Consider the following 14465-nt stretch of genomic DNA (forward strand, 5'->3'; position numbering starts at 1 on the left):
GCTCTAATTTATGATAAAATACTCCTCAATTTATCTACAGTATCAAAACGTGAAAAATCAATAGAATAATTACCCCCAAGTTTAGATAGCTCTTTTTTATATAAATTACATTTGTCTTGATATTTGCTGATATATTCCTCTGTGATATACTTATCACTCATTTCACCAGCTGTTACTTCTTTGTATATGACAAAGATATCGTTTATAAAACATCTATTATAGATTTCAAATGCTTTATCGGGGTTTCCTGCCAATAATTCTTTTTTGGCACTTTCAAAAGAAACATCAGTACCATTTATTATATTATCTTTTATCCTTTTGACATTACTAGTCATACCCCATAACTTGAAGAACAAAATAATCTGTAATACACCAAATACGATGATTACAATAGATGCGAATAGTGTGATATTTTCCATAATTCAGTGTGTTTTATGTTATACAATGCACAAACGTACAAAAAGAAGAAACAAAAAACAACTATTATAAATGTTTTCTAATTTTGCGGAAGATACAAAGTAAAAGAGCGTCACCCGAACCACTAGATAGACGCCCTTCCCTAATTCATAGTACAAATATACTATTTACTTTTAAATATCGTACTATGTTTTCAGAAATCAACGAAAAAACAACGGTAATTGTTGGAGTGAAAGGTAAAAAGCAGAAGGAGATAATCAAGGCGAACAAACCCTTTTCGATCCGTGTCCTTTATATTGGGTACGGGGTTTATGATATTGTGTTCACTTACCAAGAAACAATCGTTTTTCAACCGATTTCAGACGAACAGTATATGGAATATAGGAAATTGTGTTATTTGCGCCCTATCAGGGCTAAAAACTATCTTCTTGATCTTGTAAACTTTGACGGTACACCATACTGTAGGGGAGATTTTCAATTTATAGGTAAGGATGATGAACCGACAAAGGCAATGATAGCACTTTGGCAGGAGATAGAAAAGAGTTTATTTAAACGAGATAATCAACATACATAGATCGGGGTTGGTTGATAATATCCCCTTCGCCATTTCGGGCAAGGGAGTTTCCCGGCAGAATCCGCAAAACCGATCCGTGCGTGGACTGGTTATAATACTGAAGAAAATAATCCATCCGGTTTTTGCCGGAGTGTTTTCCGTATTTCCGGGGAAAATTCCACTAAAATTGATAATCAAGTATTTACGTATTAAATATGGGTTAATCACACATTTTACTTTTAAAGGTAATTGTGAGTTACGTTTTAAATACGGGAATTATCGTGTTTCCTTTATTGCCTGAAGATGAAAAGCTGACCCAAACATTGTTTGTATCAGGTCAAAGAAGATTATCAATGAGACGGAAATTTCTGCCCACATGAAAAGGGTAGCCGGATTTTCGGCATACCCCTTCAAATTGCGAATGATATTATTGAGGCTTCCACAAAATAGTGGACGTTGACTCCCTGTTATTAACAGCAAATTAACAGTGATTAAATAAGATATAGAAACGCCCGCACAGGTTAGCAAATCATGTACGGGCTTTCTCTTTATTTTTTCTCTGGCTTAATAAACCCGATCGGATTACGTGGCTTATTCTCCATCTTCTTTTGCGCCTGAAGCTCGGCTAAGGTCTGGTTGATTAGTTCCAGCTGCATCCGGGTATCGTCGTTTATGTCGTTGTAGTCCGCAAATACTTCCTCTATGTATTCTTTTAGCTCTTTGACTTCTTTCTCAATATTGCCTAACCGGTCTACGGGTGGATTAGCCAGCATTTGCCGGATAGCGACAAAGGCACGCATGATCCCCCGGTTTATTTCTATTGCAATCTTTGAATTAAGAACACTACTAAGCATTGCCACCCCTAATTCAGTGAAGGCAAAAGGCATGTATTTAAAGTTGCTTCCTCTACCTTTGTTCAAGATACCAATTTGGCATCTTGAAAGTTCTTCTTTTGTTAGTTCAAACATAAAGTCCTCACCTTCAAAACGTTCGATGTTACGTCGTACCGCCCGTTTCAGTTGTCCGGTTTCGGTTCCGTACATTTCAGCCAGATCGAAATCAAGCATTACTCTTTGCCCTCTTATTTCGTATATCTTACTCTGGATTAACTCTAGCTGGTTCATGCCTATTCTACTTTGATATGAATCTCCGTACCACAGTTGGGGCAAGTGAGAGAAAGACCGTCTTTCTTTGGTTGCTCGAATAGCTCTGTTACTGGACAACCTATAGCGTCCGCTATTCTTAAAAGTATCTCCGTAGATGGGTTGCCGTTGATATGAGTGCTCAACGTCACCCGTGATATTCCCATTTTGTCGGCTACTTCATTTACGGATGTACCGTTACGTTTCATAGCTTCTTTAATCATTAATCTATCTATCATAACTATAAGTATTAAGTTCTTTGCAAAATTACATAGAATAACGAAATGTAAAACGATTGGCTTACTAAATGATGTTAAATTTAAAACGATAATAATTCATATTCTTGTATAAGTAAAACGATTGGCTTACATTTGCATCATCAAAGTTAAACCAATAAATAAAAAAAGATATGGCACGTTACGATTTAAGCAAGATAATGAAGAGAGCTCACAACCTTTACAAAAACGCTCATGCAAAGTACCCGACATTTGCCGATGCACTCCGTAAATCTTGGAGCATGGCAAAGTTTGAGGTTAGAGTAGCCGAAGAACGCCAAGCAATCGAAGCGGAGACTAAAGCACGTGAAGCAAAGGTACGTGAAGAGAACGAGCAAGCCGCAATTAGTTCGGTTCTTCTTCAGGCACAAATCGAAGCCGACCGGATCAGAAGAGAAGCGGAAGCCAAAGCGGAACGCATGAAAGGCGAAATAGCAGCACGCAAAGAGGGTATCTCTTACAATGAGTACCAAAACCGTATTAATCGTGCAATGGGCTACGGGTGTGGCTCGTATTGCGGTGACTAGTTTTTTTATTCATAATATTTGATTTGTTTTCATGGAAGTACTGGTTTGTGAAAATAGGTGCTTCCCTTTCACTGAATTATTAACCGGATGGGATCGTAAAACGCTACCCCATCATAAAACATATACAATGACAGACACAAAGGTTTACAAGCTCCATGAGAGCAAGCAAGTGGAGGATATTGCTACCATGCTAAAGATAGAAGGAATAAAGTATAATGTATTCGAATACGAAGAGTACACAGCAATAGAAGTGACCGGTACACCATTAGAGATAATAAGAGCCTCCACGATATATCAACAGGTTGCAACCATTAAGCTATAACGAGATGGAGATATTGATAGTATTCGGATGCCTATACACTGGCTATAGGATATTCAAGAAGCCCGGCGAACACTTTTTTGATATTTAATCAATTATGAACGCTACACTAATTATTTGTATCATCCTTCTTGCTTTCTGCGTATGGGATGAAATGTTTAACGATAACAACAGGAATCAATCAATATAAAATATAACTTTAATAACAATGGAAACAATTGACTTACAAGATTTAATCACAGAGAAAAATGTAGAATTACAAGAGTTCATCAAAGAGCAAATGAGAGTACACCAGCTTAGTAATTTATCAATAGACCAAAGAGAGTTAATGATAGATACTCCAGCAATAAGTACAAAGCAAATGATTGATGCTTATTATTCCACGATCCAACATGTGGCAGCTCGGCTGATTGAATTAGAAGGCAATAATGAGGCATGGAATAAACATCGAGTTATTATTATGAAGAAAGTAGCAAAAGAAGAAAAAAAATGTAAGAGAATAGAGAAGAAAGCCCGAAAACATGAAAGATGTAGCCGGAAACTCACACAGGAATATAACAGAAAATATAATACTAATATATCGTGATAACATTTAAGTCAGGGGACTTCGGTTCCGGCACATTAGTTGACGCCATCAACATAGCCACCCCGGTAACAATACGGTTGCCGGGTTTACATTTAGGACCAGGTGAAACCTTGCAAGTTCTTGAAAGATATTCAAGAATTCATTAAACTTTCGAATTATGAATATACATCAAACATCACCCAGATCTGATTGCACCCACTTCGCCAAGTGCGGCAAGCGGTCTATAGCTTACTGCCGGAGATATGGTACAAGTGAGTGCCTTTCGTGCCAGCTGGTTAAACGGAAGCCAAAGAACCGGGTTATAGTGGACGGAATAGAGCGGAAGAGGTGCACGCATTGCGGCAAGGTTCTTCCCCTTCATCGCTTCTATGATCGCACGGTGTTCCGGAACGGCAAAAGCTATCATTTAAAAACATCATGGTGTCGGCTGTGTATGTCCGGTGCTCAATGCGAAAGGAGCAAAAGAAAATTAACGGGCTAAAATTTAAGCTGGTTGAATATAAAACAATAGCTTTAATAAACTGGGTGGAAGAGTCGGAACTGTATTGATAAAAAATTGTATATTTGCAACCTATGGAAATAGGGACGGCTGTCAACGCAATGCAAGAAGAACGTTACACAAAAGGTTTTCGTATTGTTGTATGATAGTCGTTCTACTTTGTACAATCAATATTTTCTTATATCTTTGTATTCGAAATCATGAACTATTTTTTAAGTTGGTGCAAAACTAAATAGATTCATTTATTGATATTTTGTGTTTGTTTTGTGTTTGTGTGCTTATGCTGTTTCGTCGTGAGATGAGGCGGCATTTCTTATTTACCCGTATTCCTTTCAGGGTTTGCGATTTTAGGGCTTTCTCTTTTCGGATGATAGTTTCTTTGTTTGGTGCTAGAAAGTCGCTTAGATGCAAACAGAATGAGAAAACGAGCAAAAAACGAGCAAAACACCCTAAGATTACCCTAATGTGAATTGTTGGATAATGGCAAGGTTCAGTCAAGGGTAAAATGTGATTTTTGATAATCCTCATGATCTATAACTCCAAATAACCGTTATTTGGAACTACAACACACTACAAAGATTTTTCCGTAGTCATTACACATGTGAGAAGAAGAATCACACTTCTCCTACCCTAATTTTGTAGTACCAATGTAGTACCATTTTCAGTTAAGAGCAAAGAAAAACCCTTCCAGAAAACATCTGAAAGGGCTTCGTGAGGTTCCTGGCGGATTCGAACCGCCGTACACGGTTTTGCAGACCGCTGACTAAGCCACTCATCCAAGGAACCATTATTTCTCGTTTGCGGTTGCAAAGGTAGTACAAATTTTGAAACTACCAACTATCCGCAGCAATTTTTCTTTGTACTTTTTTTCTTTACATCGCACTCTCCGCGTTTCTTATCCATCATATCCTTTAGTTCACAGCCACTTACACAGCTGTCACAAGGATTCTGATTTTCTCGCGTACGACGAAAAAAACGAAATATTCCATATATGACGCGGGCAATGCAGAGTACAACCAATACTCCGACTACCCAATCTTGCCAATTATTCATACAAACAATCCTCCAATCTGATAAACAGCAAATGATACAAGCCAAGCCAATCCCGTTGTGTAACAAGCAGCAAAAAGCGCCCATTTCCAACTACCCGATTCCTGTTTTATAGCCGCTATCGCCGCAATACACGGGAAGTAAATCAATACAAACAACATATAACAGAAAGCAACCAATGGAGTAATCGGAATTCGTTCTGCCAAACTTACTGAATCAGCATCCGGATCATCTGCATATAAGACACCTAATGTACTTACTACCAATTCTTTCGCTCCCACACCGGAAAGCAAGCCAATACCTAGTTTCCAATCAAATCCCAGTGGTTTTATAACTGGCTCTATACCACGTCCCAACTGGCCGATATAAGAATTTTCCTGCTGCTCGGCAACTGTTTCATAAGCATCATGATTCGGATAATACCCCAAGAACCAGATTATAATAGAAGCAATCATAATAATGCCTCCCATCTTTTTCAAATACTGCGCTCCCTTTTCCCATGTGTGACGGAAGATCGATTTTGCTGTCGGCATCCGGTAAGGTGGAAGTTCCATCACAAATGGAGTATCATCACCCTTCACCAGAAACTTGCTAAACAAGCGGGCCATTACCACAGCCAGTACAATACCAATCACATAAATACTTAACAACACCAGACTTGCATTGTTCGGGAAGAAAGCACCCACCAACAATAAATAAATTGGCAGACGCGCACTGCAAGACATCAAAGGATTTACCAACATTGTAATAAGACGGCTCTTCCGGTTCTCAATAGTACGGGAAGCTATAATAGCAGGTACATTGCATCCAAATCCCATAATCAAAGGAATGAATGATTTTCCGTGCAATCCCATTTTATGCATGATTTTATCCATGATAAAAGCTGCACGAGCCATATAACCCGAATCTTCCATAAGAGAAATGCAGAAATACAAAATCAAGATATTCGGCAAAAAGACAATAACCGCTCCTACCCCACCAATAATTCCATCAATCAGCAAATCTTTAAATGGACCTTCCGCCATATTATTGCGTAACAAGTCACCAATCTGCTCGACAAGCCATTCAATCCCCATCATCGGATATTCTCCAATGACAAACGTACCCTCAAACATCAGATACATAAAAAGGAAGAAAATAGGAAATCCCCAGACACGGTGAGTTACGATCGAATCCAGCACTTTTGTTGTCTGCGCCTGCTCCAAGTGATTATCTGTGAATGTCTCCTTCAGTGCACCACTGATAAATCCATATTTAGCATCCGTAATAGCCGATTCACAATCCTCATTCATTGTGTCCTGAACACGCTTCGACATCTTATCACGGACATGGAATATCTCATCCGCATTTGGTAATGTCCGCACAATGCGCTCAATGTCAGGATCATTCTCCAACAATTTAATGGATAGGAAACGGGTAGAATATTTATGACGGATAAATTCGTTTTTGGACACTTCACTTTTTACAGCTTCAATCGCTTTTTCGATATCAGGACCATGATTGATATGAATATGCCGGAAGACACGCCCCGTCTTTTTATGTTCACGTACATAATCTTCCAAATGCTCTTCCTCGTGGTTCTTACGATCTTCCAGAGAATCATGCCATTCGGTCAAATCCTTAAGAACTTCCGGATTCATATTTCCCTGTTTATCAAAGAAGTCTACTCCTTCATACAGATTGATAACAACATGAAACAAGGTATCCAATCCACGATTTTTCTTACTGACAGTAGGCAACATCGGCACCCCGAACAACTTACTCAACAGATGATAATCCAATGTATTTCCACTGGCTTCCAACTCATCATAAATATTCAGAGCTACCACCATGCGGACATTCATATCTATCAATTGAGTAGTCAGATATAAGTTTCGCTCCAGATTAGAGGAATCGACTACATTAATAATCACGTCCGGAGTTTCATCGATAATATGACGACGCACATAGATTTCTTCCGGCGTATAAGCAGACAAAGAATAAGTTCCCGGCAAATCGACAATACGGAAATGATAGCCTTCGAAATCAAAATAACCTTCTTTGGCATCCACGGTTACGCCGCTGTAGTTTCCAACATGCTCATGAGCACCGGATGCAAGATTAAATAAAGAAGTCTTGCCACTGTTCGGGTTTCCGACCAAAGCAACATTAATGGTACGGCGTTTACCTAACGCCAACCGTTTCATATCTTCTTCTTTTACTGAAAGGTCTTCAGGCAATCCTTCATGATAAACGGTCTTCTCGGCCAGTTTCTTTGCTTCCTCTTCGCTGATAACTTCGATCATTTCAGCTTCCTGACGACGAAGAGAAATTTCATAACCTAAAACTTTATATTTTATGGGATCTTTTAGCGGAGCATTCAACAGCACTTCAACCGTTTTACCTTTAATGAAGCCCATCTCCACAATACGTTTACGAAAACCACCGTGCCCCAATACCTTTACAATAACACCTTTTTCTCCTGTTTTTAATTCGGACAAACGCATAACTCTCAAAATTTTTGGCAAAGATAATTCATAACTTCGGAGCATGCAAATTATTTAGAATGTTTTTAAATAACAGTTTTTTTCATCCTCTAAAAGATTCAGAAAAAATAAAAAAACTTATTGATAAACTCGTATCTTTGCAGGTATGATACAACAACGCGTTACAAAATATATAGAAAAGGAACATTTATTCTCACCGGATGATAAAATCCTGGTCGCATTGAGTGGTGGTGCCGACTCGGTGGCATTACTATATATTCTGCATACAGCAGGCTATCATTGCGAAGCCGCACATTGTAATTTCCACCTGCGAGGCAAAGAGTCAGACCGGGACGAGTTATTTGTCCGCCAACTTTGCGAAAGAATGGAAATCCATTTACATACCATTGATTTCAACACGACCCAATATGCAACGGAAAAACATATTTCGATTGAAATGGCCGCACGGGAACTCCGCTACCAATGGTTCGAGAAAATTAGAAAAGAATGTCAGGCAGATGTTGTCGCTGTGGCCCATCACCAGGATGATAGCATAGAAACTATACTACTTAACCTGATTCGGGGAACAGGAATTACCGGTCTGTTAGGAATCCGCCCCCGTAATGGAACCATCGTACGCCCTCTGCTTTGTATCAACCGGGAAGAGATAATTCGTTACCTGCAAAACATCGGACAAGATTATGTGACAGACAGCACCAATCTGGAAGACGAATATACCCGTAATAAAATCCGACTCAACCTCCTTCCCCTCATGCAGGAAATTAATCCGTCAGTCAAAAACACTCTGATAGATACGAGTAATTATCTGAATGATGTAGCCACTATATATAATAAATGTATAGAGGAAACTAAAAAGAAAATCATTACAGCAGAAGGTATCCGAATCAGTGATTTAGTAAAGGAACCGGCACCCGAAGCCATCTTATTCGAAGTCCTGCATCCTCTAGGATTCAATTCCGCACAAATCAAAGATATCACCCATTCGCTTCATAGCCAACCGGGCAAGCAATTCTGTAGCAAAGAATGGAGAGTGATAAAAGACAGAGAATTCCTATTAATAGAAACAGCTGAATCTGAAAATGAGACTCTTCCTCCTTTTCAAATTATCAAAGAAGAAAAAGAATACACCCCGGATTTTCTCATTCCATGTGAAAAGGAAATTGCCTGTTTTGATGCCGACAAACTGAATGGAGAAATTCATTACCGGAAATGGCAGCCGGGAGACACTTTTATTCCTTTTGGAATGAAAGGAAAGAAAAAAATAAGCGATTATCTGACCGACCGTAAATTTTCTATCAGCCAAAAAGAACGCCAATGGGTACTCTGCTGTGGAGAACACATCGCATGGCTGATAGGCGAACGAACAGACAACCGCTTTCGTATTGATGAAACGACTAAGCGCGTCGTGATTTACAAAATAGTCTGAGGCAACTTCTGTTTCTTGAAACAATCTGATAACAAAGCTGCAAAAGGAGTTTCATACACCCTTGCTTTCCTAACGCAAGCTTTTACACAAGCGCAACATTTGATACATTTAGCCTCATCCGTATGTAGCTCATCCCCTTTCGTTATAGCCCCTGCCGGACAACGGACCACACATAACCCGCAATGGGTACACAAATCCTCATCTTCCACCCAAGGAACGCGGGGAAGCGGTGTACCACTTTTACGTAACTTGATGACTTTCCTCAAAAAACGGAACAAAGGAAAGAATGGTTGACTCGGACGTTTGATAGTACGTACATCCACCGGATAAAGGGTATCCATACTATCAGCTGTCTGTATTTTTTCCATGATTTTCTTCCCAAACTCCGCAGCAAAGGCTAAATCCGATTCATCAGGACGTCCCACTGCAATCGGGTATTTGTCGGTACTATATGAATGTTCTCCAATAAAAGTTGCCCCGGCAATTACTTTAAATCCATGAGGAATAGCAAAAGCATCCAATTCCATTAAAGCTTTTTCATAAGCGCGATTTCCGTAAACCACTACCAAAACGGTAGGAGTATCCACTCCACGGATATACTGTAAACGTTCCATTGCCAAAGGAGCGACATGTCCTCCATACACAGGCACTACAATAATAGCCAAAGAAGATGTAGGAATCACAATTTCATCCGCAATCTGCTGCGTCACATTAATAGGAAAAATATTTTTTATGCCCGTCCCGTGAACAATCGCCTCCGCAACTTGTTTAGATGTGTGTGTAGGCGAAAAATAAATTAAATGAGCTTCATTTACTGTCATACTATTTTCTTTTATGTAGCAAAGATACACTTTTACGTGGAAAAAAATGTTTGATTGTTCATGAAACCAAAAAAAATTATTATCTTTGCCCCGTTGAAACATTCTACGATTCAACATATACATCCCTAATTCAGAATAAAAAACAAAACGTATGCTCGCATATCTGTAGCCATGAGCTGTAGTAATGCTGTCCATAATTCAGCAAAAAAAGAAATATTAATAACTTACCATACTATATGTATAACATTATCCAATTAAACGACAAAAATCTGTCGGAACTTCAAGTTATTGCCAAAGAGTTAGGCATAAAAAAAGCAGACTCATACAAAAAAGAAGACCTTGTTTATAAAATACTCGATGAACAGGCCATTGTAGGAGCTACAAAGAAAGTTGCCGCAGATAAGCTAAAAGAAGAACGCAAAAATGAAGAACAAAAGAAAAAGCGTTCACGGGTAGCTCCTACCAAAAAAGAAGACAAAGTGGTTTCCGCAACAAAGAGTGAAGAGGCTAACAAGACAAAAGAGACCGCTCCTGTAAAAGCTGCACCACAACCTTCCAAGAAAGAAGAAAGTACAAACAAAGAAAAAGAAACTGTTGTTGTAGAAGCTAAAGCGGAAAACACTGCTACTCCCAAGCGTAAAGTAGGCCGTCCTCGTAAGAGCTCTGATGCAGAAGAGAAAAAAGAAGTAGAAAATGCAAAACCGGCAGCACCCAAAGTAGTGGAACCTAAACCTGTTGTTGCAGAGAAAGCTACTGGTGCTACGGAAAAGCCAGCTCCGGTACAACAGCAAACAGCTGAGAAGAAAGCAAAAAACAAACCAGCTGCAGAAGCAAATAAGCCTGTTGCAGAAACAAATAAACCGGCTACTGAACCTAACCAACCTGTTGTAGAGAAAAAGGTAATAGATAAACCACAAAAGAAGGCTGCACCCGTTATCGACGAGGAAAGCAATATCTTATCCAGCGTTGACGACGATGATTTTATTCCAATCGAAGATCTGCCTTCTGAAAAAATAGAGCTTCCTACCGAATTATTCGGAAAATTCGAAGCTACTAAAACAGAATCAGCACAGACAGCACCGGAACAGCCATCTCATCCTCAACAGCAACAACAATCTCAACAGCAGCAGTCCCAGCAGCAACGTCCGCGTATTGTTCGCTCACGCGACAATAACAACGGTAATAACAATGCTAACAACAATGGAAATAATGGCAATAACGCCAATAATAATTTCCAGCGTAACAACAATAACCAGAATCAGGTTCAGAACCCAAATCAAAATCAGAATCAGAACCAAAACCAAAATCAGAATCAGAACCAAAACCAACAACGCTCACCGATGCCACGTGCCGCTCAGCAGAACAATGCGGGTGAAAATCTTCCGGTACAACAGCAGCAGGAACGTAAGGTTATTGAACGCGAAAAGCCTTATGAATTCGACGATATTCTCAACGGAGTAGGTGTTCTGGAAATTATGCAGGATGGATACGGATTCCTCCGTTCTTCCGACTATAACTACCTTTCTTCTCCGGATGATATTTACGTATCACAATCTCAAATCAAACTATTTGGTCTGAAAACCGGTGATGTAGTAGAAGGAGTTATCCGTCCACCCAAAGAAGGAGAAAAATATTTCCCATTGGTAAAGGTTTCGAAGATCAACGGACGTGATGCAGCTTTCGTTCGCGACCGTGTTCCTTTCGAACATCTGACACCTCTTTTCCCGGATGAAAAGTTCAAACTTTGCAAAGGCGGTTATTCAGACTCTATGTCTGCCCGTGTCGTCGATCTTTTCGCTCCTATCGGTAAAGGCCAGCGTGCATTGATCGTTGCCCAGCCAAAGACAGGTAAGACCATCTTAATGAAAGATATCGCAAACGCTATCGCAGCCAACCACCCGGAAGTTTACATGATTATGCTGCTGATTGACGAACGCCCGGAAGAAGTAACAGACATGGCGCGCAGCGTTAATGCAGAAGTAATTGCTTCTACTTTCGACGAACCGGCAGAACGCCACGTAAAAATTGCAGGTATCGTATTGGAAAAGGCAAAACGTCTGGTAGAATGTGGTCACGACGTAGTTATCTTCCTTGATTCTATTACTCGTCTGGCTCGTGCATACAATACAGTATCTCCTGCATCCGGTAAAGTTCTTTCCGGTGGTGTGGATGCAAATGCACTTCATAAACCTAAACGCTTCTTCGGTGCTGCCCGTAATATTGAAAACGGTGGTTCACTGACTATTATTGCTACCGCATTGATCGATACCGGTTCTAAAATGGACGAAGTTATCTTCGAAGAATTCAAGGGTACAGGTAACATGGAGTTGCAGCTCGACCGCAACCTGTCCAACAAACGCATCTTCCCGGCAGTCAACATTACCGCATCCAGCACTCGTCGCGACGACCTGTTGCTTGATAAAACAACCCTTGACCGCATGTGGATATTACGCAAATATCTTGCCGACATGAATCCGATCGAAGCAATGGACTTTGTTAAAGACCGTCTGGAAAAAACCAGAGACAACGACGAATTCCTGATGAGCATGAACAGCTAATCAACAGCAAACTTATAAATGAACGGTGAACAAACTGCGCCATAACAAGTGCAGTTTATTCACCGTTTTCTTTTTCGGTAACCCATTTTATGACTTATCACCTGCCGTTTATCACTTATCATTCAACTCCCATCACCGATAGTTACCCCTAACCGCTTGCCACACCTTTCATTTTTGTACAAAATACTTTCATTTGCGTCCAAAACTACTACCTCGCCCTTTTTTACGTTTCCTTTTTTCCTACTTTTGCTTCCAAATCAAATATTACTTAATTCTAACCAGTAATGAAAACTATTTATCCATTCATGGGATTAGCCCTGTGCAGCGTGACAGCGCAGGCCCAAGAAAAGCCCAATTTCCTGATTATCCAGTGCGACCATCTGACACAACGCGTTGTGGGAGCTTACGGACAAACACAAGGCTGCACCCTCCCTATTGACGAAGTCGCTTCACGAGGAGTTATCTTCTCCAATGCTTATGTAGGCTGCCCTCTCAGCCAACCCTCACGCGCTGCTTTATGGAGTGGCATGATGCCTCATCAAACCAATGTACGTTCCAACTCCAGCGAACCTATCAACCCACGTATTCCCGAAAATGTACCGACATTAGGAAGTCTTTTTTCTGAAAACGGTTACGAAGCCGTACACTTCGGAAAAACGCATGACATGGGTTCACTTAGAGGATTCAAGCATAAAGAACCAGTAGCCAAGCCATTCACTGATCCGGAATTCCCGGTCAATAACGACAGCTTCCTGGATGTAGGAACATGCGAAGACGCTGTTGCTTATCTAAGTAATCCGCCGGAAGAACCATTCATCTGTATCGCAGATTTTCAGAACCCTCACAATATCTGTGGATTTGTAGGAGCGAACGAAGGAGTACATACCGACCGCCCCATTAGCGGAACCCTTCCGGAACTACCAGCCAATTTCAATGTAGAAGACTGGAGCAATATCCCTAAACCTGTACAATACATCTGCTGCAGTCATCGCCGCATGACCCAGGCCTCTCATTGGAATGAAGAGAATTACCGTCATTACATTGCTGCTTTCCAACACTATACCAAGATGGTTTCCAAGCAAGTAGACAGCGTATTGAAAGCACTTTACTCCACTCCTGCCGGAAAAAACACAATCGTTATTATCATGGCTGACCATGGTGATGGGATGGCTTCACACCGCATGGTGACCAAACACATCAGCTTCTACGATGAAATGACCAACGTACCGTTTATCTTTGCAGGTCCCGGCATCAAACAACAGAAAAAGCCCATAGACCAAGTATTGACACAGCCTACACTGGATCTTCTGCCTACCCTTTGTGATTTGGCAGGAATTCCTGTTCCGGCCGAAAAACCGGGAATCAGCCTTGCACCTATATTAAAAGGAGAGAAACAGAAAAAAACTCACCCTTATGTCGTTTCCGAATGGCATAGCGAATATGAATATGTCGTTACTCCCGGACGTATGGTACGCGGACCGAGATACAAGTACACTCACTATCTGGAAGGTAACGGAGAAGAGCTATATGATATGAAAAAGGATCCGGGAGAACGCAAGAATCTCGCCAAAGACCCTAAATACAGTAAAGTCCTCGCCGAACACCGTGCCATGCTTGATGATTACATCGCCCGCACCAAAGACGATTACCGGAGTTTGAAAGTAGATGCCGATCCACGATGCAGAAACCATACTCCCGGCTACCCCAACCACGAGGGCCCTGGGGTACGAGAGATACTCAAAAGAAAATAAATTATAAAAAGAGGTTGTGTCAAAACGTTGGCACAACCTCTTTTATATTTTACAG

General features: G+C 40.6%; 14 protein-coding genes and 1 tRNA gene. 7 read left to right on the forward strand and 8 right to left on the reverse strand.

The window, feature by feature from the left end:
- Window positions 1–8: 8 nt before the first annotated feature.
- Entirely contained in the window at window positions 9–419 is a 411-nt protein-coding gene (locus DWZ47_RS27725; protein ID WP_117515405.1) for a hypothetical protein, read from the reverse strand.
- Window positions 420–604: 185 nt separating this feature from the next.
- On the opposite strand from DWZ47_RS27725, the gene DWZ47_RS27730 reads away from it, so the two are divergent.
- The gene (locus tag DWZ47_RS27730) at window positions 605–991 is read left to right on the forward strand and encodes a hypothetical protein (RefSeq protein WP_117515423.1); all 387 of its coding nucleotides are present in this window, start codon (window positions 605–607) and stop codon (window positions 989–991) included.
- A 527-nt stretch (window positions 992–1518) separates the two neighbouring features.
- Here DWZ47_RS27730 and DWZ47_RS27740 read toward each other — a convergent pair.
- Window positions 1519–2094 carry an ORF6N domain-containing protein gene (locus tag DWZ47_RS27740; protein WP_117515409.1) on the reverse strand — a complete coding sequence of 192 codons (576 nt, stop codon included), beginning with the start codon at window positions 2092–2094 and terminating at the stop codon, window positions 1519–1521.
- 2 nt (window positions 2095–2096) lie between these two features.
- On the reverse strand, window positions 2097–2351 hold the full coding sequence (locus DWZ47_RS27745; protein WP_182281664.1) for a helix-turn-helix domain-containing protein: 255 nt from the start codon (window positions 2349–2351) through the stop codon (window positions 2097–2099).
- Window positions 2352–2521: 170 nt separating this feature from the next.
- Here DWZ47_RS27745 and DWZ47_RS27750 point away from each other — a divergent pair, with 170 nt between their 5' ends.
- From DWZ47_RS27750 to DWZ47_RS27760, 3 genes are all read left to right on the forward strand, one after another.
- A complete protein-coding gene (locus DWZ47_RS27750; protein WP_117515411.1) occupies window positions 2522–2914 on the forward strand; it encodes a hypothetical protein in 393 nt (130 codons plus the stop codon).
- A 127-nt stretch (window positions 2915–3041) separates the two neighbouring features.
- The gene (locus DWZ47_RS27755; protein ID WP_117515413.1) at window positions 3042–3236 is read left to right on the forward strand and encodes a 2-C-methyl-D-erythritol 4-phosphate cytidylyltransferase; all 195 of its coding nucleotides are present in this window, start codon (window positions 3042–3044) and stop codon (window positions 3234–3236) included.
- 205 nt (window positions 3237–3441) lie between these two features.
- Window positions 3442–3819: a hypothetical protein gene (locus DWZ47_RS27760; protein ID WP_117515415.1), complete on the forward strand. Its 378-nt coding sequence runs from the start codon at window positions 3442–3444 to the stop codon at window positions 3817–3819.
- Between the two features lie 175 nt (window positions 3820–3994).
- On the opposite strand, the gene DWZ47_RS30510 is transcribed toward DWZ47_RS27760, so the two are convergent.
- The 4 genes from DWZ47_RS30510 to feoB all read right to left on the reverse strand — a co-directional run bounded on the left by DWZ47_RS30510 (window position 3995) and on the right by feoB (window position 7854).
- Window positions 3995–4225, reverse strand: a complete 231-nt coding sequence (locus DWZ47_RS30510) for a hypothetical protein (RefSeq protein ID WP_158570401.1) — start codon at window positions 4223–4225, stop codon at window positions 3995–3997.
- Between the two features lie 807 nt (window positions 4226–5032).
- Window positions 5033–5104: transfer RNA gene (locus tag DWZ47_RS27770), tRNA-Cys, on the reverse strand.
- A gap of 51 nt (window positions 5105–5155) precedes the next feature.
- Complete coding sequence (locus DWZ47_RS27775) at window positions 5156–5371, reverse strand: hypothetical protein (protein WP_004300786.1); 216 nt, start codon at window positions 5369–5371, stop codon at window positions 5156–5158.
- Window positions 5368–7854 (reverse strand): ferrous iron transport protein B, encoded by a 2487-nt coding sequence (gene feoB, locus DWZ47_RS27780; protein WP_004311369.1) that lies wholly within the window; start codon window positions 7852–7854, stop codon window positions 5368–5370. Before feoB ends, DWZ47_RS27775 begins: the two co-directional genes overlap by 4 nt.
- Before the next feature lie 145 nt (window positions 7855–7999).
- Between feoB and tilS the strand changes: the two genes are divergently transcribed.
- The gene (tilS, locus tag DWZ47_RS27785) at window positions 8000–9280 is read left to right on the forward strand and encodes a tRNA lysidine(34) synthetase TilS (RefSeq protein WP_117515419.1); all 1281 of its coding nucleotides are present in this window, start codon (window positions 8000–8002) and stop codon (window positions 9278–9280) included.
- On the opposite strand, the gene DWZ47_RS27790 is transcribed toward tilS, so the two are convergent.
- Complete coding sequence (locus tag DWZ47_RS27790) at window positions 9265–10101, reverse strand: 4Fe-4S binding protein (protein WP_032843782.1); 837 nt, start codon at window positions 10099–10101, stop codon at window positions 9265–9267. The genes tilS and DWZ47_RS27790 overlap by 16 nt on opposite strands.
- Window positions 10102–10337: 236 nt before the next feature.
- Here DWZ47_RS27790 and rho point away from each other — a divergent pair, with 236 nt between their 5' ends.
- Both rho and DWZ47_RS27800 read left to right on the forward strand, forming a co-directional pair.
- The gene (gene rho, locus DWZ47_RS27795) at window positions 10338–12659 is read left to right on the forward strand and encodes a transcription termination factor Rho (protein WP_117515421.1); all 2322 of its coding nucleotides are present in this window, start codon (window positions 10338–10340) and stop codon (window positions 12657–12659) included.
- Window positions 12660–12943: 284 nt separating this feature from the next.
- Window positions 12944–14410 carry a sulfatase gene (locus tag DWZ47_RS27800; protein ID WP_004311373.1) on the forward strand — a complete coding sequence of 489 codons (1467 nt, stop codon included), beginning with the start codon at window positions 12944–12946 and terminating at the stop codon, window positions 14408–14410.
- Window positions 14411–14465 lie beyond the last annotated feature (55 nt).

Source organism: Bacteroides sp. AF32-8BH (assembly GCF_003435205.1).
GTDB lineage: Bacteria > Bacteroidota > Bacteroidia > Bacteroidales > Bacteroidaceae > Bacteroides > Bacteroides ovatus.

Excerpts from the sequence above, each read along its gene's own strand:
- DWZ47_RS27790 (WP_032843782.1), bottom strand. The coding sequence starts at position 10,101 with ATGACAGTAAATGAAGCTCATTTAATTTATTTTTCGCCTACACACACA.
- tilS (WP_117515419.1), top strand. The coding sequence starts at position 8,000 with ATGATACAACAACGCGTTACAAAATATATAGAAAAGGAACATTTATTC.
- DWZ47_RS27760 (WP_117515415.1), top strand. The coding sequence starts at position 3,442 with ATGGAAACAATTGACTTACAAGATTTAATCACAGAGAAAAATGTAGAA.
- DWZ47_RS27725 (WP_117515405.1), bottom strand. The coding sequence starts at position 419 with ATGGAAAATATCACACTATTCGCATCTATTGTAATCATCGTATTTGGT.
- DWZ47_RS27745 (WP_182281664.1), bottom strand. The coding sequence starts at position 2,351 with ATGATAGATAGATTAATGATTAAAGAAGCTATGAAACGTAACGGTACA.
- DWZ47_RS30510 (WP_158570401.1), bottom strand. The coding sequence starts at position 4,225 with ATGATAGCTTTTGCCGTTCCGGAACACCGTGCGATCATAGAAGCGATG.
- DWZ47_RS27775 (WP_004300786.1), bottom strand. The coding sequence starts at position 5,371 with ATGAATAATTGGCAAGATTGGGTAGTCGGAGTATTGGTTGTACTCTGC.
- rho (WP_117515421.1), top strand. The coding sequence starts at position 10,338 with ATGTATAACATTATCCAATTAAACGACAAAAATCTGTCGGAACTTCAA.
- DWZ47_RS27800 (WP_004311373.1), top strand. The coding sequence starts at position 12,944 with ATGAAAACTATTTATCCATTCATGGGATTAGCCCTGTGCAGCGTGACA.
- DWZ47_RS27750 (WP_117515411.1), top strand. The coding sequence starts at position 2,522 with ATGGCACGTTACGATTTAAGCAAGATAATGAAGAGAGCTCACAACCTT.
- DWZ47_RS27740 (WP_117515409.1), bottom strand. The coding sequence starts at position 2,094 with ATGAACCAGCTAGAGTTAATCCAGAGTAAGATATACGAAATAAGAGGG.
- DWZ47_RS27755 (WP_117515413.1), top strand. The coding sequence starts at position 3,042 with ATGACAGACACAAAGGTTTACAAGCTCCATGAGAGCAAGCAAGTGGAG.
- feoB (WP_004311369.1), bottom strand. The coding sequence starts at position 7,854 with ATGCGTTTGTCCGAATTAAAAACAGGAGAAAAAGGTGTTATTGTAAAG.
- DWZ47_RS27730 (WP_117515423.1), top strand. The coding sequence starts at position 605 with ATGTTTTCAGAAATCAACGAAAAAACAACGGTAATTGTTGGAGTGAAA.